The organism is Staphylococcus lutrae (genome assembly GCF_002101335.1).
Taxonomy (GTDB): Bacteria; Bacillota; Bacilli; order Staphylococcales; family Staphylococcaceae; genus Staphylococcus; species Staphylococcus lutrae.
Genome location: NZ_CP020773.1, coordinates 364,049 through 385,616, shown reverse-complemented (window position 1 = coordinate 385,616; position 21,568 = coordinate 364,049). Strand labels below are relative to the sequence as shown.

General features: G+C 36.4%; 18 protein-coding genes. 16 read left to right on the top strand and 2 right to left on the bottom strand.

What is annotated here, in order from left to right; genetic code table 11:
- Positions 1 to 67: 67 nt before the first annotated feature.
- The 11 genes from gatC to dinB all read left to right on the top strand — a co-directional run bounded on the left by gatC (position 68) and on the right by dinB (position 13,230).
- Positions 68 to 370: an Asp-tRNA(Asn)/Glu-tRNA(Gln) amidotransferase subunit GatC gene (gene gatC, locus B5P37_RS01965; RefSeq protein ID WP_085236574.1), complete on the top strand. Its 303-nt coding sequence runs from the start codon at positions 68 to 70 to the stop codon at positions 368 to 370.
- Between the two features lie 2 nt (positions 371 to 372).
- Positions 373 to 1,833 carry an Asp-tRNA(Asn)/Glu-tRNA(Gln) amidotransferase subunit GatA gene (gatA, locus tag B5P37_RS01960; RefSeq protein ID WP_085236572.1) on the top strand — a complete coding sequence of 487 codons (1,461 nt, stop codon included), beginning with the start codon at positions 373 to 375 and terminating at the stop codon, positions 1,831 to 1,833.
- 13 nt (positions 1,834 to 1,846) lie between these two features.
- The gene (gene gatB, locus B5P37_RS01955; RefSeq protein WP_085236570.1) at positions 1,847 to 3,274 is read left to right on the top strand and encodes an Asp-tRNA(Asn)/Glu-tRNA(Gln) amidotransferase subunit GatB; all 1,428 of its coding nucleotides are present in this window, start codon (positions 1,847 to 1,849) and stop codon (positions 3,272 to 3,274) included.
- 666 nt (positions 3,275 to 3,940) lie between these two features.
- The gene (locus B5P37_RS01950) at positions 3,941 to 4,873 is read left to right on the top strand and encodes a diacylglycerol kinase (protein ID WP_085236567.1); all 933 of its coding nucleotides are present in this window, start codon (positions 3,941 to 3,943) and stop codon (positions 4,871 to 4,873) included.
- 171 nt (positions 4,874 to 5,044) lie between these two features.
- Positions 5,045 to 6,409 (top strand): 23S rRNA (uracil(1939)-C(5))-methyltransferase RlmD, encoded by a 1,365-nt coding sequence (gene rlmD / locus B5P37_RS01945; RefSeq protein WP_085236564.1) that lies wholly within the window; start codon positions 5,045 to 5,047, stop codon positions 6,407 to 6,409.
- A 284-nt stretch (positions 6,410 to 6,693) separates the two neighbouring features.
- The gene (locus B5P37_RS01940) at positions 6,694 to 7,443 is read left to right on the top strand and encodes a hypothetical protein (RefSeq protein ID WP_085236550.1); all 750 of its coding nucleotides are present in this window, start codon (positions 6,694 to 6,696) and stop codon (positions 7,441 to 7,443) included.
- Between the two features lie 51 nt (positions 7,444 to 7,494).
- On the top strand, positions 7,495 to 8,538 hold the full coding sequence (locus B5P37_RS01935) for a YcaO-like family protein (protein ID WP_085236547.1): 1,044 nt from the start codon (positions 7,495 to 7,497) through the stop codon (positions 8,536 to 8,538).
- A gap of 10 nt (positions 8,539 to 8,548) precedes the next feature.
- The gene (locus tag B5P37_RS01930; protein ID WP_085236544.1) at positions 8,549 to 9,739 is read left to right on the top strand and encodes an MFS transporter; all 1,191 of its coding nucleotides are present in this window, start codon (positions 8,549 to 8,551) and stop codon (positions 9,737 to 9,739) included.
- Positions 9,740 to 9,752: 13 nt separating this feature from the next.
- A complete protein-coding gene (locus B5P37_RS01925) occupies positions 9,753 to 11,129 on the top strand; it encodes an ATP-binding cassette domain-containing protein (RefSeq protein WP_169710759.1) in 1,377 nt (458 codons plus the stop codon).
- A gap of 388 nt (positions 11,130 to 11,517) precedes the next feature.
- Positions 11,518 to 12,057 (top strand): metalloprotease family protein, encoded by a 540-nt coding sequence (locus B5P37_RS01920; RefSeq protein WP_085236538.1) that lies wholly within the window; start codon positions 11,518 to 11,520, stop codon positions 12,055 to 12,057.
- A gap of 102 nt (positions 12,058 to 12,159) precedes the next feature.
- Positions 12,160 to 13,230, top strand: a complete 1,071-nt coding sequence (gene dinB / locus B5P37_RS01915; RefSeq protein WP_085236535.1) for a DNA polymerase IV — start codon at positions 12,160 to 12,162, stop codon at positions 13,228 to 13,230.
- Here dinB and B5P37_RS01910 read toward each other — a convergent pair.
- Together B5P37_RS01910 and B5P37_RS01905 are read right to left on the bottom strand one after the other, a co-directional pair.
- Complete coding sequence (locus B5P37_RS01910; protein ID WP_085236532.1) at positions 13,225 to 13,782, bottom strand: 3'-5' exonuclease; 558 nt, start codon at positions 13,780 to 13,782, stop codon at positions 13,225 to 13,227. The genes dinB and B5P37_RS01910 overlap by 6 nt on opposite strands.
- A gap of 255 nt (positions 13,783 to 14,037) precedes the next feature.
- On the bottom strand, positions 14,038 to 14,541 hold the full coding sequence (locus B5P37_RS01905) for a ferritin (RefSeq protein WP_085236529.1): 504 nt from the start codon (positions 14,539 to 14,541) through the stop codon (positions 14,038 to 14,040).
- A gap of 202 nt (positions 14,542 to 14,743) precedes the next feature.
- Between B5P37_RS01905 and murT the strand changes: the two genes are divergently transcribed.
- From murT to B5P37_RS01880, 5 genes are all read left to right on the top strand, one after another.
- Positions 14,744 to 16,054: a lipid II isoglutaminyl synthase subunit MurT gene (gene murT, locus B5P37_RS01900; protein ID WP_085236526.1), complete on the top strand. Its 1,311-nt coding sequence runs from the start codon at positions 14,744 to 14,746 to the stop codon at positions 16,052 to 16,054.
- A 1-nt stretch (position 16,055) separates the two neighbouring features.
- On the top strand, positions 16,056 to 16,784 hold the full coding sequence (gene gatD, locus B5P37_RS01895; RefSeq protein ID WP_085236523.1) for a lipid II isoglutaminyl synthase subunit GatD: 729 nt from the start codon (positions 16,056 to 16,058) through the stop codon (positions 16,782 to 16,784).
- A 674-nt stretch (positions 16,785 to 17,458) separates the two neighbouring features.
- Complete coding sequence (locus B5P37_RS01890; RefSeq protein WP_085236521.1) at positions 17,459 to 18,580, top strand: Gfo/Idh/MocA family protein; 1,122 nt, start codon at positions 17,459 to 17,461, stop codon at positions 18,578 to 18,580.
- A gap of 37 nt (positions 18,581 to 18,617) precedes the next feature.
- The gene (locus B5P37_RS01885) at positions 18,618 to 20,066 is read left to right on the top strand and encodes an MFS transporter (RefSeq protein WP_085236514.1); all 1,449 of its coding nucleotides are present in this window, start codon (positions 18,618 to 18,620) and stop codon (positions 20,064 to 20,066) included.
- A complete protein-coding gene (locus B5P37_RS01880; protein WP_244898625.1) occupies positions 20,063 to 21,568 on the top strand; it encodes a sialidase family protein in 1,506 nt (501 codons plus the stop codon). Before B5P37_RS01885 ends, B5P37_RS01880 begins: the two co-directional genes overlap by 4 nt.

Below are 21,568 nucleotides of genomic sequence, written 5' to 3'. Positions count from 1 at the left end.
AGATTTTTGTGCTGAAATTTGATACAATTTATAGATAAAAGAGTATTTTTAAGGAGGCTTTATCATCATGGCTGAGATTACTAAAGATCAAGTTGCTCACATTGCGAACCTTGCGCGTTTAAACGTGACGGAACAAGAATCTACAGATATGCAACATACTTTAGCAGGTATTTTAAATTTTTGTCATCAAATTGATTCTGTGGATACAGAACAAGTCAAACCGACAAACCATGTATTAGATTTACAAAATGTATTGCGCGATGATGTGGCTGTCGAAGGATTACCACAAGAGAAAGCGTTGATTAATGCAAAAGAAGTGGAAGCTGGACAATTTAAAGTACCAGCAGTTATGAACAGGGAGGACGCGTAAAGATGAGCATCCGCTACGAATCTATTGAAAATTTACAAAAGATGATTAAGGCGAATCAGATTAAACCTTCAGAAATCGTGAAAGATATTTATGATGCAATTGAAGAAATTGATCCGACAATCCAATCATTTTTAGCTTTAGATAAAGAAAATGCGATAAAAAAAGCTGAAGCCTTAGACGCATTACAGGCAAAAGGTGAAATGAATGGGAAGTTGTTTGGGATTCCTATGGGGATTAAAGATAACATCATCACTGAAGGTTTAGAGACAACATGTGCGAGTAAAATGTTAGAAGGTTTTGTACCTATTTATGAGTCAACGGTCATGAAGAAGCTACATAATGAAAACGGTATTTTGATTGGTAAAGTGAACCTTGATGAATTTGCAATGGGCGGTTCTACTGAAACGTCATATTTCAAAAAAACTGTGAACCCATTTGATCACAAAGCTGTACCGGGTGGATCTTCAGGTGGTTCTGCTGCGGCTGTTGCTGCAGGCTTAGTTCCTTTTGCGTTAGGTACGGACACAGGGGGTTCTATTCGTCAACCAGCGGCATATTGTGGTGTAGTGGGCTTAAAACCGACTTATGGACGTGTTTCAAGATTTGGACTTGTGGCATTTGCATCCTCACTTGATCAAATTGGCCCGATTACCCGCAACGTTAAAGATAACGCGCTCGTTTTAGAAGTGATTGCAGGTGAAGATGAAATGGATGCAACAAGTGCACCAAATGTAGCAGCCGATTTCACAGCAGATATTGGTAAAGATATTCAAGGCATGAAAATCGCACTTCCGAAAGAATATATCGGAGAAGGTGTGGATGAAGAAGTTAAAGCTGCAGTCATCAAAGCGGCTGAAACTTTAAAAGGTCTAGGTGCAATTGTAGAAGAAGTGTCATTACCGAGAACGTCATACGGCATTCCATCTTACTATGTGATTGCATCAGCTGAAGCGTCATCAAACTTAGCACGTTTTGATGGTATTCGTTATGGATATCATTCAAAAGATGCAGAAAGTCTTGAAGAACTTTACAAATTGTCCCGAAGTGAAGGATTCGGACAAGAAGTGAAGCGCCGTATTTTGTTGGGGACGTACGTATTAAGTTCAGGTTATTATGATGCATATTATAAAAAGGCGCAAAAAGTGCGTACTTTAATTAAAAATGACTTTGAAAACGTGTTTGAAAAATACGATGTCATTTTAGGACCGACAACGCCTACAGTCGCGTTCGACTTAGGTGCTGAAATCAATGATCCATTAACAATGTATGCCAATGACTTATTAACGACACCAGTCAACCTCGCTGGTTTACCAGGTATTTCTGTACCATGTGGTTTAGCAGAAAACGGTCGTCCAATTGGTTTGCAATTTATTGGTAAGCCATTTGATGAGAAAACGTTGTATCGCGTTGCACACCAGTACGAAACACAATTTAATTTACACGACCAATATCAAAAATTATAAGGAGTGGCAATCAATGCATTTTGAAACAATCATCGGACTTGAGGTCCACGTTGAGTTGAAAACAGACTCGAAAATGTTTTCAAATGCACCGGTAGCATACGGTGCAGAACCGAATACAAATACAAGCGTCATCGATTTAGCGTATCCGGGTGTATTACCTACTGTGAACCGTCGTGCAGTAGATTGGTCAATGCGTGCGGCAATGGCATTGAACATGGAAATTGCAACGGAATCTAAATTTGATCGAAAAAATTACTTTTATCCTGACAATCCAAAAGCCTATCAAATTTCACAATTGGATCAACCGATTGGTGAAAATGGTTATATCGATATCGAAGTGAACGGTGAAACGAAACGTATCGGCATCACACGTTTACACATGGAAGAAGATGCTGGGAAATCAACACATAAAGATGGTTACTCACTTGTAGATTTAAACCGTCAAGGGACACCATTAATTGAAATCGTCTCTGAACCAGACATTCGCTCACCAGAAGAAGCGTATGCCTATTTAGAAAAATTACGTTCAATCATTCAATATACAGGCGTATCTGACGGTAAAATGGAAGAAGGTTCATTGCGTTGTGATGCGAACGTATCTTTACGTCCATACGGCCAAAAAGAGTTTGGTACGAAAGCGGAACTTAAAAACTTAAACTCATTTAACAACGTGCGTAAAGGTTTAGAATATGAAGTGAAACGCCAAGAAGAAGTCTTATTGAATGGCGGAGAAATTTTACAAGAAACACGTCGTTTCGATGAGTCAACAGGTAAAACGATCTTAATGCGTGTTAAAGAAGCTTCTGATGACTATCGCTATTTCCCTGAACCCGATATCGTTCCTCTATATATTGATGAGGCGTGGAAAGCACGTGTCCGCGAATCTATTCCAGTATTACCGGATGCGCGTAAAGAAAAGTATGTCAAAGAATTTGGTTTACCTGCATACGACGCTCACGTGTTGACATTAACAAAAGAAATGTCTGATTTCTTTGAAGCGGCTGTTGAAGAAGGCGCCGATGTGAAAATGATTTCGAACTGGTTAATGGGTGGCGTAAACGAATATCTCAATAAAAATCAAATTGAGTTACAAGATACAGGCCTTACACCAGCAAACTTAGCAGGTATGATTAAATTAATTGAAGACGGCACTATGAGTAGTAAAATTGCGAAAAAAGTGTTCCCAGAATTAGCACAAAATGGTGGGGACGCGAAGCAAATTATGCAAGATAAAGGTCTTGTTCAAATTTCTGATGAAGGTGCTGTATTAGAATTTGTTCAACAAGCGATTGCCGAAAATCCACAATCTGTTGAGGATTATAAAAATGGTAAAGGCAAAGCGATGGGCTTCTTAGTAGGTCAAATTATGAAATTATCTAAAGGGCAAGCCAATCCGCAATTGGCAAATCAGTTGTTGAAGCAAGAGTTGGATAAGCAATAGGTTGTTTTGAATAGAGGCGAGTGGATGAAATGCAATAGTGATGATTGTATTTCACGCTCGTCTTTTTTTGTGACATTTTGTATTTTTGAGCATGATGAAAGATGGCACATTGATTGTGGCATCTTGCGATTGCAGAACTAGAACTCGCTTTCATCATAAAGTTATTTAATGATTGCCTTTTTTGGGCTTGCTTTCCTAGGGACTTGCCTCAACTAAATTCGGCTTGATTGAAGTGTACACTTGATTGAGGCCGAATTGGATTTTTGGCTGCGTCTTGTTCCCTTAGGAGTCGCGCCCAGTTTGGCAATCATTTGCGTAAATAGGAGTGAAAGGGAGTTTGTTCTAGCAATCTTAGTTGAGATGCTCAAACGATTTGAAATGTCGAATGAAACTGTTACAAAACAGATGAAGCATGTATCAATCATACACTTAAACTTCTTCTGCACGTGTTTTATTTAAGTATCTATTGCTTGATCTTAGGTGAGTGGGAGGATATAAAGAGGTGAACGAGACAGATTGTTGTCGCTATAGATTATATTTACGCTTTTGAAAACGATGTTGACGTTATTTTCTTATCATTTTTAAGAATTTGGTTGTTTTTAGCTTTCATTACATCTTTGTTTACTATAATATAAGTTGTGAGTACTGAAAAATTGAGGGATATAAATGAGAAAACGTGCGAGAATAATCTATAATCCTACATCAGGTAAAGAAGTGTTTAAACGTGCATTACCTGATGTACTAATCAAAATGGAACAAGCTGGTTATGAGACGAGTGCCTATGCGACCCAAAAAGTTGGCGATGCGACAGAAGAGGCGGCGCGTGCGATCGAGGCCCAATACGATTTGTTAATTGTCGCTGGTGGGGATGGTACATTGAACGAAGTCGTGAATGGTATTGCTGAAAAACCGAATCGACCTAAGTTAGGCTTAATTCCTATGGGGACGGTGAATGATTTCGGTCGGGCACTCCATCTTCCAACTGATATTTTTGATGCCGTGGATGTCATTTTAGATGGCAAAACCGTCCAAGTTGATATCGGTAAAATGAATAGCCGTTATTTTATTAATTTGGCTGGCGGTGGTAAAATTACGGAAGTTTCGTATGAAGCACCGAGCAAATTAAAATCGATTGTCGGACCTTTTGCCTACTATATTAAAGGTTTTGAAATGTTGCCACAAATGCATGCGGTCGATGTGAGAATTGAATTTGATTCGCAAGTCTTTGAAGGTGAAATCATGTTGTTCTTACTCGGTTTAACCAATTCAATGGCTGGTTTTGAGAAGTTAGTACCAGATGCGAAATTGGATGACGGGATGTTTACACTGCTAATTGTTGAAAAGGCAAATATTGCAGAATTGGGGCACATTATGACACTTGCCTCACGCGGTGAACATATTAAACATCCGAAAGTACATTATCATAAAGCGCAATCGGTGAATATTTCATCCTTTAGTGATATGCCGTTAAATGTAGATGGCGAATATGGGGGTCAATTGCCAGCGAACTTTTTAAATTTAGTGCGTCATATTGAAGTTTTTTCTCCGGCGCAAGAAGACAATGCGTTATTGATTGATGCGCCTACGCAATCTGAGTAACGATGCAAAGGTGTGCTGAAAATAAATAGGTAGTGTACGCGAAACCGCATGATGTAATGACGTTACTCTCGTGGGAGCGGGACGATGAAATTTGACTCAGATGTTAAGTTTTTGGTCCTGCTCCTTTCCCTTTGAAGTAGATTCTGTTTATAAAAAAGTGAGATGAAATTGATGGTTTTAGTAAAGAAAAATGAAGTGTATGAGGGAAAAGTGGTTGATTTGACACATGAAGGTCATGGTGTGATTAAACAGGATCGCTATCCGATATTTATCCCTCAAACGTTAATTGATGAAGAAGTACAATATAAAGTGATTAAAGTTAAAAAGAATTTCGCGATTGGTAAGCTGATGAGTGTGAAAACGGCGAGCCCAGATCGTGTGACACCGCCATGTGACTATTATCAACAGTGTGGGGGATGCCAACTTCAACATTTGTCCTATCGTGCGCAATTAGAGATGAAACGTAAACAAGTGATTAATTTGTTTCATCATAAAGGAAAAATGACAGAAGTGCCGATTCATGACACGATTGGTATGGATGATCCTTGGCGTTATCGAAATAAGTCCCAAATTCCGGTTGGGACGAATCATAATGGTCAATTACAAATGGGCTTTTATCGTCAACGTAGCCACGATATTATCGATATGGACCATTGTCTCATACAAAATGATGATCAAAACGACATGATGCATGTGATTAAAAGTTTACTAGAAAAATATCACATTCCAGCTTATAACGAACACAAACATCAAGGTCTCGTTCGCCATGTCGTGATTCGTAAAGGATATTATACGAATGAAGTAATGGTCATTTTTGTGCTCAACGGTAAAAAGTTACCGCATCAAAATGACATTGTGACCGCTTTAACGACACAGTTTCCGCAAATTGTGAGTATCAAGTTGAATTTCCAAACGAACAAAACGAATGTCATTATGGGGCATACGTCCAAAACCATTTACGGTAAAGACATTATCGAGGATACGTTAGATGATTTGACTTTCGAAATTGGTGATTTGTCGTTTTATCAAATCAATGTGACACAGACGCAAAAATTGTATCGTCAAGCGTTACAATATGCGAATTTAACGGGCAATGAAGTGGTGTTAGATGCGTATTGTGGCATTGGGACGATCAGTTTATTTATGGCACCGCATGCACAACATGTGTATGGTGTTGAAGTTGTGCCAGAAGCAATAGAAGATGCGAAAAGAAATGCTCATAATAATCATTTGAACAACACTACATTTGTCGCTGGTGCTGCTGAAGACATAATTTTAAAATGGCAACAAGAGGGGATTCAGCCAGATGTGGTAACAGTAGATCCACCACGCAAAGGCTGCGATGCGACATTTATTGAGACGTTGAACGCTTTAGCCCCAAAACGTATCGTCTATGTGTCATGTAATCCAAGTACACAATTGCGCGATATCGAAATGCTGAACGCGCAATATGAATTAAAAGAGATTACACCTGTCGATATGTTCCCGCATACGACACATGTCGAAACAGTAGCATTGTTAGAACGAAAATATTGATATAGGTTAAAGCGTAAAGGGTTCTAGGGACATTTTTTAGAATGTGACTGAGTGCCCTTTTTTGTTTTGGTGATATATATAGAATAGTACGCCGGAATTGATTTGATAAATAAGTTTGTCGTCAATAGACATTTGTAAAATTGTAAAAATATTGAGACACATTAGATATTTTGCGTTTATTAGAATCTTTCTAGAATTAATATTCAGAAAATTTTGAATAAAAAGTTTACTTTCGAACCTATATCTGTTATATTTAGGGTGTAATATTAAGAGGGGGTGCCATTATGGGTGGTATTAATTGTGGGCTTTCCAACAATAGAGTCGTAAAGAATGATATGTATCGCTTAGAATATGCTTCTTATACAAAATATTTGTTTAAATGTTTTGAAAATTTTTATAATGCAAACGCGTGGGTTGAAGAGTTTACCCTTTTAGAAATTGATGATAATGATAAAGCCCTAGTTGCTTATAAAAAAGCATTACTTGCCTTTCAGGAGGCGATTACTAATTTACAGAGTGCTAGAAATTCACTTATCAATAGTTACAATGAAATTGCGCCTTTGTTTAAATTTAGTCAATTAAAAAGTGGTTCAGTAAACCAATATAAAAAGTTTGATCATTCATTTGCGAAGGGGTTATTTGAAAAAGCAGGAGTTGTGACGAACGAGACGAAGGTTTGGGAGACTGTTATTCATTCTATGAAAAATGGAGGAGAAGTAGATTATTTAAATTATCAACAAAATGAGTTGATGGTATTTGAAAATGCTTTGCAAAATCTATTTGAGGAATATCAAAAATTAGAAAAATATATACGACAAGGTGTATCACATGTTGCAATAAGAGATATTGAAGTTGATATTACGCCGTTAACTGCAATGGCCTTGACTAAAATCAGTGAATTGACGAGTTCATTAACATACTTATGTTTAGTTGAATATTCAGCCCATACAAGTGTCACTGGTAAGACGATTGATGTATTGGATTTACTACCAAAGACAAACAAAAATAGTATACAGCATCTAAAAGCAAATTGATTTTTATATACTGTGTCTATACGATGCAGTTTTTTATGTAGGGGGATTAATATGTTAGAGAATGTTTCTGAACATGGGGTTTCAGGATTTTACACATATCACTTTACAGAGGGAAACTCATTTAGACCATGTGCTACAAGAATTATAGAAAAGGAAGCGATAAAAGCTACTAAAGATGAGTTTATGGAGTTAATGCTTATTTCAAGTAAATCTTTCCCATCTGTATTTTTCGGAGGGAAATCCTTAGGTGATTTTAAACTACCCATTCATCTTCATCCGTTTATGTGGCAAAAACGAACTATCCAAGATGTGAATTGGTATAATCGAAAGAATGTTGAGTATGTCCCTTTTTATAACTACAAAGACGGATCTTTGAAGTATATACCGAAAGAATTAAGTGTCTATTATGAAAAAACAAAAGGGATAGGGCTAACTTTTAGTCCTCAAGAGGGTTATTCTTATGCTCGAGATATTGCACTTGCTAAAGTCAAGGCGGCTATGGAATTAATAGAAAAGGATATTGTTACTTTGTGGTGGCATAGAGAAACATCAAGTAGAATTATTATGATTAATGAGAATATTGATGAGGATATAAAAATTATTAGAAATCAATTATTGAATCAAGGTATAGATATCACGCTATTAGATATTGAAAATGATTTAGGTGTTTATGTGGTTGTGTGTATCCTCAAGCAAGATGACTTTCCATCAATTACTTATGGGAGTGCAGCACATTTTGAAATTAAAGGTGCAGTTAAACATGCAATTTTTGAAGCGATTTCATGTATTGTGGGTTTAAGGTATGAGTTCATTCATTTTAAAAAAATCCGTACTAGTTTTAAGTATCCTGATTTTATTAGTGATAGTCCATTGAGTAATTTATCCGAATATAAAGAGATATTGAATTTGAAAACAGCCATTAATAAATATGATATATATTATTCTTGTATTTCTGCTGATAAAGGATACTTAGTGAAAGCGTACTGTTATGAATTACAACCGACCCTGTCTAGTGAAACGGTTCCTTTAACTAAACGATTCTTCAGAGTAAACAAGAAGGAAGTCAGGATTAAAGAAGATTTTCCGTTCATATAGAAGGTGAGTTATGAAAACTAACAGAATTATCGCATCAGATTTTTTAACAACGATGATGTCTTCAGCCTTAACCATTTATATATATTGGTTTGCTTATCAATATTTCTCTAGTCAAATCATCATTTCAATCATCGGTTTTGGACAATTAAGTGGCGTGTTTCTCTCAAGTCTTGGTGGTGGCATCTCAGACAGTATGAACAAGCTATTTTTCATCAAAGCTCTGAACTTCTTTAAAGTCGGATTACTTTTGATGGTGTTGGTATTAGAAAAGGTTGTGAACATGGAAATTTTGTTGCCACTGTTTATGTTTGGTTCAACAGTGATAGGAGGTTTACAGTCACCTACGTTAGAATCATTGGTTCCATTTTTAGCCAGCAGTGATGAGGAGCTTTTTCGTATTAACTCTGTGGTTTCGAGTTCAACACAGGTTGCATCCATTATGGCGATTGTTTTATCTGCAGTTTATATTTCATTTCTCTCTTTTACAATGATTGTTTTTGTGACATTTCTTATCACTGCCATCGCAACAATTTTACTTGTAGGACTGATGGTGGAAACGCCATTGCAGTCTACTTCAGTCCTTAATAATATGAAGCAGGGGGCGAGTTATATCTTTAAAACGCCTTACATTCGTAACCTTATTCCAGTTGCATTGGTTATGAATTTCTCGTTTTGGAGTATCTTTTTGCTCTTACCTAAAATTGCCAATGACAGTTTTTCATTTTTAGAAACCTCTTATAGTGGCATGGAGCTCTCCTTTGCCTTAGGAGGTGTCTTAGGTGGCATCATATTTGCGAAATACTTCTATGATGTTAAAGATAAATATCGTTTATTTAAGAGAACATTGTTTACACAGAGTTACGTCTTGTTGTTATTAGGACTTGTTTTACTTATTCCTAACAGTGCGCTTGCCTATACAGGAATGCTGTTGTGCTGGTTTTTGTATGCTTTGATCAACACGATTTTCTCTATTCTCTATTTTGGAAAGATTCAATTGAAAGTCCCTAGAGATATGATTGGCAGTGTTTTTGGGGCAATTTTAACGCTCTTTTCATTAGTCAATCCCGTGGCAGCCATCATGTCGGGATTTCTCGTTTCGCTTTTCACAATACCTCTGTTAATTATATTGTTGTCTTCACTCATGTTGCTAGCTACCTGGAGTATTCGCTTCCTAGCAGATGTTGAAACGGTATTTGATTAAAGGGGTGAGTGATATGTCTGTATTAACACTTAAAGACATCAGGTGTGAGATAGGTGGAAAATTATTATTTGAAGCGGATGATTTAACGATTGAGGAAGGCGATGTCATTGGCCTCATCGGAAAGAACGGGGCTGGAAAGACGTGTTTGTTAAAAATGTTATCAGGACAGTTAAGCGATTATACTGGCCATATTTCGGGCAATCTTCTGACTTATTTTAGTGAACTCTGTATAACGGAGGATACGACGCAAAGTGGTGGAGAATTAAGTATTTCAAATTTTCTCAACGCATTAAGACAGTCCGTGCCTCTCTATTTGTTGGATGAACCTACAACGTTTTTAGATCAACAGCATATTAAAAAAGTAGTGAGAACGATTAAGCGCTCCCCATCTTCTTTTTGTATAGCGAGCCATGATCGGGCTTTTTTAGATGCAGTTGCAACTAAAATTTGGTTGATAGAGCAAGGAAAAATAACAGAATATCATGGTTCTTTTTCAGATTATATGCGAGAACGTATGATTCAATTATCTCAATATGAACATGACTTGAAACAATATCAGAAGGAAAAGAAGAAAATAAAACAATCACTTCAAATGATGAAAGAAAAGCAAAATCAGAAAAAGGGAAAACCTAAGAAGATGAGTGGCTCAGAATATCGTATTGCTGGTGTCAAAACGAAGATCGGTGTGAAACAAAAGAAACACCAGAAAAGGATTACGCAACAACAAAATAGGTTAGAACAGTTAAAACAACCTGATCGTGTCGAAGATCAATATGATATTTCCTTTTTATCACAACTTCATCGTTTACCAAAAAGAAAAATCATCATTCCTAGTCACGAAGCGAAAATGGGTCATAAAAGCTTGTGGCATACCCCAACTATTCATTTAACTAGTGGTGATAAATTAGGAATTATCGGAAGAAATGGTGTAGGCAAAACCACTTATTTGAATGACTTGGTTTCAGTTTTACCGTCTACATATAAAATTTGTTATTTTCGACAAAATTATTTTCAGTACTTAGACCCAAAGATGACGGTATTTGAAACGATTGTCGAAGCGACGAATGGGCATTTAAGCGAACATCACATTAGAACTTTGTTGGCGTTGTTAGATTTTAAAAGAGACAAGGCATTTCGGTTAGTAGGAGATTTAAGCCAAGGGGAACGTGTGAAAGTTTCATTATTGTCGCTCTTAGTTGCTGAGTCTGATATTTTGATTTTAGATGAAATGACCAACTTTTTAGATATAAAAGCTATCGAAGCAGTAGAAAAGGTGCTTGCTGCATATTCAGGCATACTGATATTTGTGAGTCATGATCAGTATTTTGTGCAACATTTAGCGACTACAATTCTAGATATGGATACCTTTAAGAAATGTAGATTGTTATAGCGTTATGTAAATTTTTATAGACAATATCATTTGATGACAAGGCACTTATACTTATAGGTGTCTTTTTTTGTGATTCGTGAAGCGTAATATGATGTCAAATATATGCAAATCAATATTTATGAATGGTCCTGCGATATATAAGTGATATTTGGAGTTGAAGCAAAAATTAGTATATATCCTCTGTAAGATTGAAATATTTCAAAATCTGATGAAAAGTGCTAAACTAGTAGCTGAAATGTGTCTTCAACGCCTCATGAATATGGAAGTGAAATGTACAAAGTGATCAATGGGATAAATTTAGGGCTCAAGTCGCACAATTTGCTTGCATAGCTAAGGTATAATAAGAATGACCATGAAGCTAAACGATACATCATAAGAGGGTGAATGCGTGTATAAAATCGATCTTTTTCAAAACAAACAAATCATGAAACGATTTTTATTGCTTCAATTTATTGTTGTTCTTGCTTTTATCGTATTAAGCTATAAATGGTCAATGGCGATCATTTCGTTACAAGAACAGCACTTTTTAATGAATATTGTCATAGGCATTTTAGGATTTTTAGTTGTCGTGTTGTGTCATGAAGTGATTAAGATGATATTATTGAAACTCATCTCCGCTCAATCACGGACATATCAAATTAGAAATGGGGTTTTATTAACCTTTTTACCGCACTATTATTTTAATCGAATGACATTTTCAACGACGATGTTAATGCCTATCGCATTGGTAGGGATGCTGATATTCATTGTATTCATCAATGTCCCTTACACATCGATTATTTTTATGTTTGCGATTTATATGGGATATAGCTTATTGTCATTTTACTTAGTGTTTTTAGCGTTAAGAGATAAAAAAGCGCAGTATTTTGAAATGACTGAAGCAGGTTTAGTCGTTTATCGTAAAAAGCCGACGGAACATTCGGCTTAATTCCACAATGAATCTTCCACGTCATGATTTACGTGTGAAGGTTCTTTATTTTTGAAGTATGATGATTGTATAGCACGAAATTTTAAGGAAGGAGGAATCTCGGTGAAAGCGCGACGTATCATACACATTGATATGGATTACTTTTTTGCACAAGTTGAAGTGAGAGATAATCCGAACTTACGGGGTAAACCGGTTATCGTTGGAGGGAAAGCAAGTGGTCGAGGCGTCGTTTCTACTGCGTCATATGAAGCGCGTGCGATGGGGGTACATTCTGCAATGCCAATGGCGCGTGCATACCAATTGTGTCCGGATGGTTACTACATCACCCCGCGCTTTGAAGCATATAAGGCAGCTTCTCAAGATATTATGGACATTTTTAAAAGCTATACTGAGTGGGTAGAACCGCTTTCTTTAGATGAAGCTTACTTAGATATTACTGAACTTGTGCGCCCGGATCTTCCAGCCTCAAAAATTGCACAATATATTCGTCGTGACATATATTTAAAAACACAGCTGACAGCAAGCGCAGGTGTCTCGTATAATAAGTTTTTAGCGAAACTCGCGAGTGGTATGAATAAGCCGAATGGTTTAACGATTATAGATTATCAACATGTTCATGACATCTTAATGGCTCTAGATATCGGAGATTTTCCAGGTGTTGGGAAAGCTTCGAAAGAAAAAATGCATAAAAATGGCATTTACAATGGGCGTGATTTATATGAAAAATCGGAACGAGAATTGGTATATCTATTCGGTAAACGTGGGCACCATTTGTATGAACGGGTAAGGGGGCATGATGATAGAGAAGTAAAGTCAGAAAGGGTTCGTAAAAGTGTTGGGGCAGAACGGACCTTTTCACTTGATACAAATGATGATGAAGAAATACTGCAAAAAATTGAAATGCTGAGTCAGAAAATTGCGCAACGGCTTGAACAATTAAACAAGGCGGGTCGAACGGTTACCGTTAAAATTAAAACAGGACAGTTCGAAAACTTTTCAAAACAACAAAGTTTATTGACCCCCGTCAGAGATGCAGAGGAAATATATCAAATAGCTTTTGATTTGTATTATGAGTTGAAAGAGGCAGAAGTTCCTATACGACTCGTTGGTGTGACAGTGGGGGGCTTACAGGATGCTTTTTTTAGAAATATGACAATATATGATTTTTTATAGTTCGTCTTTATCGGTCAATTGTTTTCCATAAATTTGAAGCACATGGTCCAGACTCGGGTAATGTTTGAGCAGGCGATACGTAATCATTGCACAGGCTTGAGCATCATTTAACGCATCATGATGCCCATGAAAATCAAGTTTGAAATGATCCATCATGTGTTTAAGTCCATGACGCTCTGTCGCAATCGTACGCTTTGCCAATTGATACGAACAAAAGTAAGTCATACGAGGTGTGGCAAGTTGCGCAGCCTGAATACTGGCATGTAGGACGGACATATCAAAGGCAGCGTTATGTGCCACAACGGGAAGTGACCCAATAAATGACATCATATAGGGATAAACGGTTGTAAAATAAGGGGCATCTTGCACATCTGTAGGACGGATGCCATGGATTTCAATATGACGTGGAGAAAAGTAATCGTTCGGATTGACATGTGTATTAAATGTGGCCACGATTTCATGATCAACAACTTTGACCATCCCAATCGAACAAATGCTTGTCCGTTTTGCATTGGCCGTTTCGAAATCCAAGGCAACAAAATGGTTCGCCATCTCTTATCTCACATCCTTTCAAAATGTTAACTCTATACTAGCACAATGACGAAAGACATCACAACAAAGCAAGAAGATGAAAAGTGGAAGCGGGCAATGTGGCCAATTGATTTTGACATAAATCTTGGAAGACAAGTCCTTCTATGAATAATAACTACAAATTATAATGAAAAAGAGTGGAAAATTCCGATGCAATGCACACCGTCGTATTTCCACCCTTAATCTCAAACTAATGAAAAATATTCATTATCCAAATTATGCTTCAACTTGAAATTGACGCACACCCAACTCTTTTTCATAAAGGTAAAGCGCATTTGCGTCGTCACCAATTCGTTTTAAATAATCAATATGTTTTTCGAACATCGATTCTTCTTCGACTTGTTCATCTAAAAACCAATTTAAAAATGAAATTGTGGCGTAATCTTTATGTTCACGTGCAATCTCTGACAAGTCATAGAAGCGGCGTGTCACATCTTGTTCTTGTTTCAAACCATCTTCAAACGTTTCAACAATGCTATTGAAATCAACTTTTGGTGCATCAAGTTGGCTAAATAATGCTTTTTCTCCACGATCATTGATATAATCATATATTTTTTGACCATGAAAACGTTCTTCTTTAGCTTGTTGAAGATAGAAATTCGCAAAGCCCTCGTACGAATTTGAATCACAATAAGCGGCCATCGCCATATAGGCATGTGCGGCAAAGAATTCATGATTCATCTGGCGATTTAATGCCTGTAATAACTTTTCATTTAACATATCAGTCACCCCTCTAAATTGATGGTACAGTATTTATTTTACATAAAAGGCGGGAATATTCAAAGTGAATTCGCGTCAATCGAGTATCAAGTAGCGTTGTTTTATGGGGCATCGTATGGCTTTGAATCAAATTAATCTTTTCATTTGGTAATTTCAGTTGCCATGTTATAATATTGTAGGAAATCGGAGGAGAATGTTGAATATGAGACAATGGACAGCAATTAATTTGGCAAAATTGACTAGAAAAGCAAGTCGTTCAATCGGACGTAAAGGAACAGACTTACCAGGACAAGTCGCGCGAAAAGTGGATCAAAACATATTACGAAAATTGGCGAGTCGTGTAGACGAAGTGGTCTTTGTTAGTGGAACCAATGGTAAGACAACAACTTCCAATTTAATCGGTCATACATTAAAAGCAAATCATATTAATATTATTCACAATAATGAAGGGGCGAATATGGCGGCAGGTATTACGTCTGCATTTATCATTCAATCGACTGCTGATACAAAAATTGCGATTATTGAAATTGATGAAGGTTCAATTCCCCGTGTTTTAAATGAAATCACACCGACAAAAATGGTGTTGACTAACTTTTTTAGAGATCAAATGGACCGTTTTGGTGAAATTGATATAATGGTGAATCGTATCATTTCAGCCATTCAAAATAAAGGCATTCAGTTACTTTTGAATGCGGATGATCCTTTTGTGACACGTTTAAAAGTGGCCAGCGATAACGTTACATATTATGGAATGAAAGCGAATGCTTATGCATTTGAACAGTCAACAATGAATGAAAGTCGTTATTGTCCAAATTGTGGTGCGTTGTTAAATTACACACATATCCACTACAATCAATTGGGGCATTTTACATGTCAGTGCGGATTCAATCGTCAGACGCCACAGTATGAAATCTCATCATTTTCAGTTAATCCGTTTCTCACAATGTGCGTGAATGGGACAACCTTTGATATGAAAATTGCTGGAGATTTTAATGCTTATAATGCACTCGCAGCGTATACGGTATTAAGAGAACTCGGTTTAAATGATGAGGCGATACGTAAAGGCTTTGAAACGTATACTTCAGATAATGGACGTATGCAATATTTTGAAAAAGGACATAAAAAAGCATTGATCAATTTAGCGAAAAACCCTGCTGGGATGAATGCCTCGATTGCAATGGGTGAAAAGCTCACTGAATCAAAAATATATGTGTTTAGTTTGAATGATAATGCAGCAGATGGTAGAGATACGTCATGGATATACGATGCGGACTTTGAAAAATTAAATCAGCAGGAGATTGAAGCCATTATTGTGACAGGTACACGTGCTGAAGAGTTGCAACTCCGCTTAAAACTTGCTGAAGTGTCTGCACCGGTCATCGTCGAGAAAGATATTCACAAGGCGACAGCACGTACAATGGCATATGATAGCTTTACAGTCGCTATTCCTAACTATACCTCTTTAGCACCTATGCTAGAACAATTGAATCGCTCTTTTAAGGAGGCGGAATAAAATGAAAGAATTAACGGTGTATCACTTTATGCCAGATAAATTAAATTTGTATAGTGATATTGGGAACATTATCGCTATGAAATATCGTGCAAAACAACGTGGAATACAGTTACATGTTGTAGATGTTAATGATACAGAAAACGTTGATCTTTCCAAAGCGGATATTTTCTTTATTGGTGGGGGAAGTGACCGTGAACAAAGTTTAGCAACGGAATCGTTGCGGAAGATTAAAACAGAACTTAAAGCAGCGATTGAAGATGGATTGCCAGGATTAACAGTCTGTGGGGGGTATCAGTTTTTAGGTGAAAAGTATGTGACGCCGGATGGACAAGAATTGGAAGGGTTACATATTTTAGATTTTTACACAGAGTCCCGAACTGATCGTTTAACAGGGGATATTGTGATTGAAAGTGACACTTTTGGAACGATTGTCGGTTTCGAAAACCATGGAGGTCGTACATATCATCCTTATGATACATTAGGAAAAGTAACGTACGGATATGGAAATAATGATACAGATCGGCAAGAAGGCTTACATTATAAAAATCTATTAGGAACGTATTTACATGGACCTATCTTACCTAAAAATCATGAAGTGACAGATTATTTGCTTGCAGCAGCTGCAGAGCGCAAAGGCATTCCGTTCGAACCTTTGAATATTGAAAATACTGAAGAAGAACAAGCGAAACGTGTTTTAATTGAACGCGCACGCAAAAATAGTAAAGCATGATATTTAAGAAGGCCTCAATAGAGGATCAGCCGATACACAAGTCTCTTAAAATTTATGTATCTTTAAGTTGAGAATAACAGTTAGTCTGATTGCAAGTCGTGAAAAGCAAAGCATGGGATGTTAAATATGATAATGGTTACACCGTTGCTTTTAGCCAAATTAATCGATGAGAAAATAAGGATAAAATCAGGATGGATAATTATTCCATTGTGGTTTTATCCTCTTTTAATGATTCACCCGATTTTCTCTGATACAAGGAATAATAAAGATTTACGATTTTGAAAGGGTATGACATCATCACTACATTAATATACCAAAGTAATTGGAGGTTTGCAGGGCAATCAGCCACTGTCTTAGAATGTTAAATCATGCTGAAATATGAAAAATAAATTGCGAGACTATAGTGAAATAAATTTTCAAAAGGATACTATAATAACGTGAATATTCAGATTATTTAGAAAAAATAGCTGATACATATGACTTTAAACCCATATATTGTAACAAATATAAGAGAATATCCATGATTAGTAGGTATGAATTACCTTGATTTCTATAAAAATTCAGAAATAATATGCACTTTGAAATCTGTTTCATAATTTAATGTCATTGTAATTAAATAAATTTCAATATATAATTTGAAAAGGCTTACATAATGTTAGAAAGGGGTTTTTCAAATGTTAGAAAAAACGATAGGTTATGGGGTAGTGGGTACAGGATATTTTGGTGCAGAACTTGCCAGAGCAATGCAAGAAAACAAAGGCGCTAAAATTGTATCGGTCTATGATCCAGAAAATGGAGAAACAATTGCTACAGAATTAGGGTGTAAATGCGCAAAGAACTTACAAGAATTAGTTACGGATGAAGCGGTAGATTGTGTGATTGTGGCAACACCTAATCATTTACACAAAGAACCTGTGATTGAAGCAGCCAAAAATAAAAAACATGTTTTTTGTGAGAAGCCAATTGCATTAAATTATCAAGATTGTGTGGATATGGTAACGGCTTGTAAAGAAGCAGGCGTAACATTTATGGCGGGTCATATCATGAACTTTTTCAATGGGGTACATCATGCAAAAGAATTGATTCAAAAAGGTGTGATTGGGGACATCTTGTTTGTAAAATCAACTCGGAATGGTTGGGAAGAGGCACAACCTAGTATTTCTTGGAAGAAAATGAGAGATCAATCAGGGGGGCACTTATATCATCATATTCATGAATTAGATTGTGTTCAGTTCATCATGGGAGGATTACCTGAAAAAGTAACGATGACGGCCTCTGACATTGCACACCAAGGAGAAGCGTTTGGTGACGAAGATGATTTTATTATGATGAATTTAGAATTTTCAGGCAATCGCTATGCACATCTTGAATGGGGTTCAGCTTTTAGATGGGGTGAACACTATGTCCTAATCGAAGGAACTAAAGGTGCCATCATGTTAAATATGTATGATACGGGTGGAACTTTAAGAGTAGATGGAAAAGAAACACATTTCTTAATTCATGAAACACAAGAAGAAGACGATAATCGTACACAAATTTATCATGGTACAGAAATGGATGGGGCTATTCAATACGGTCATCCTGGTAAGCGGACGCCTTTATGGTTAAATACTTTAATTCAAAAAGAAATGAAGTTTTTTAACGAAGTGCTGCATGGTAAAGAGGTATCGGAAGAATATTTGAAACTTTTAGATGGTACGGCAGCAGAGGAAGCGATTGCCACAGCAGATGCGGCAACACTATCCAACGTAGAGGATAGAAAAGTTGCTTTAAGTGAAATTATTGACGCCAAATAGCATCAAAGAGGAATACATTAAAAAGGTGATGTAAGATATGAAACAAAAAGAAGGTGCAGTTTCAAACAGTCAAAATATGACTGCAATCAAAGTGAATGCAAAGCCATTTGGAATGAAAGATAAAATTGGTTATATGTTAGGTGACATTGGTAATGATGCGATTCTCGGCCTTGTGAACAGCTTTTTAATGATTTATTACACTAACGTATTAGGTATTGCAGGAAGTATTGTAGGGATTTTATTTTTAATTTCAAGAATTATTGATGCATTTGCCGATGTATCAGTAGGACGTATGATTGATGTAGCGGAATTAACGCCTGAAGGACGATTTAAACCGTGGATTAGACGTATGAAATATCCGTTTTGTATGATTTCATTATTGCTCTTTTTGCCTTTAGTTCACGATTGGAATGACGGTGCTAAAATTGCATACATTTTTGTCACTTATTTAATTTTTGGTGTAGTATTGTCTGCAATCAATATTCCATACGGTTCAATGGCAGCGGCAATCAGTGACCATCCAGATGATCGTGCAGCATTATCAACATTCAGAAGTGTGGGTGCGGCAATTGGGATGTCTTCAACAGGATTTTTAATTCCTATGTTTATCTACACAACAAATGCACACGGTGAAAAGACCATCTCTGGTATGCGTTTCTTTATTATCGCAATCATCAGTTGTTCGATTGCGTTTATTATATACAATATTATTCATCACATGTTAGTTGAACGTGTACAAATTAAGAAAAAAGAAAAAGTGACAGTGGGTAAACTATTAAAAGGACTATTTACTGACAGAGCGATTTTGATATTAATTATTGTGGACTTCTTTGTTGTATTAACACAAATTTTATACGGTACAACGACAACATATTTATTTAATGATTATTTCCACAATCCAAAAGCGATGTCTATTGCAATGTTATTTAACTGGGGGACTGTAGTCTTGGTAGCAGCACCTACAATCTATTTTGTAAGAAAATTCGGTAAAAAAGAAGTAACAATGGTTGCTCTGCCATTCTCATCAATTATGTTTTTTCTACTATTTTTCTTGCATACAACCAATGCATGGGTATATGTCACATTAATGTTTTTCGCAACAATTGGCTATTCAGTGTTTAACGTTATCGTATGGGCTTTAATCACAGATGTTATTGACGCACACCAATATAACACTGGATTACGTGAAGATGGTACAGTTTACGGTTTAAACTCTTTTGCAAGAAAAGTTGCTCAAGCATTTTCAGGAGGGATCGGAGGATTTATGCTTGCATTAATTGGCTACCAATCCTCTACAACTGGAGGTATACTTCAATCTGCAGCGGTTCAAGAGAGAATTTATATGATTTCTAACCTTTTACCGGCAGTATTATTCTTAGTAGCAGCATTGATATTAATCTTTGGTTACCCAATGAATAAAAAGACAACGGATAGAATTGCAAGAGAATTGAGAGAAGAACGTGAAAGGTTACAGGTTAATGCATGATGAAAAGGACTTTCAATGTTGTCCTCATACTTTTGCTTGCTGTGATGTTATCATTACTTTCGAATCAAAATGTGAAAGCTGCTAACACTGCGGTTGGAGACCAAGCCATTTTCAAATCAGGTGATGCTACAAATGCAAACTACTTTAGAATTCCAGTATTGTATACTTTAGATAATGGTAAGTTAATTGCAAGTGCTGATGCGCGATACGGTGGAACGCATGATGCAAAAAGTAAAATTAACATTGCCACTTCTATTAGTGAAGATGGAAATACATGGTCAACGCCTACTTTCGCATTACAATTTCATGACTACGACAATCAATTAATTGATTGGCCCAGAGATAATATTGGCAAAAATAAGCAAATCCAAGGCAGTGCTTCGTTTATTGATTCAGCAATTTTACAAGATAAAGTTACGCACAAAATATTTTTAATGGCTGATACGATGCCGGCTGGTGTAGGGAACAATAATGCGCTAAAAAATGATTCAGGATTCAAGCAAATAAATGGAAAATATTATTTGAAATTAAGATTAAACAATGAAAGAGATTACAACTATTCAATTAGAGAAGATGGTTTGATTTTTGATGATAAAAAACAGACTGCAACGGAATATAAAGTTGATCAAGATTATCATTTGCTTAAAAATAATGAATATTTGTACGTATCGCAGTATAGTGTAAAGTTTAACGGCACACAGCTACAAGAGTATCATAAAAATAAAAAAGTTAAGATGAATATTTTTTATAAAGATGCGCTCTTTAAAGTGACGCCTACAAACTACTTATCGTATACAACAAGTATGGACGGACAACATTGGGAGCATCCGACAATTTTACCACCACTTTTAGGTTTGAATCACAATGCGACATATTTAAGCCCAGGACAAGGTCTAGCCACATCAAATGGACGGCTCATCTTTTCCTCTTATATGAATCAAGGGCTCATCTTTATTTATAGTGATGATCATGGGCTGACGTGGCATTCCAAAAAAGCAACTTTGCCATTTGCGAATGCAACAGCTGAAGCACAAATGATTGAACTACAACCCAATGTAATAAGGGTCTTTTTAAGGACAACGACAGGTAAAATAGGCTACATGACGAGTTTAGATAATGGTAATACATGGGATAAAATTCAATATTTAAGTCAGATGAACCAAACAAGATATGGGACTCAGATTTCTGTAATCAAGTATTCGCAAAAGGTAGATGGAAAGGATATCATTATTCTAAGTACGCCAAACTCAATCAAAGGCCGTAATAATGGTCAAATTTGGATAGGTTGGGTTGATCATGAAACACTTGATATGAAATGGATTCATCATCATCAAGTGAATGGTGAAAATGTAGGCTATTCCTATTCAGCATTAACAGAGACGCCAAATCATAAGGTTGCATTATTATATGAAAAATATGATTCTTGGTCTCGGAATCAATTACATTTAAAAAATACGATGAAATATCGTGTATATGAAATTAATGATTTATTGTCATATTGA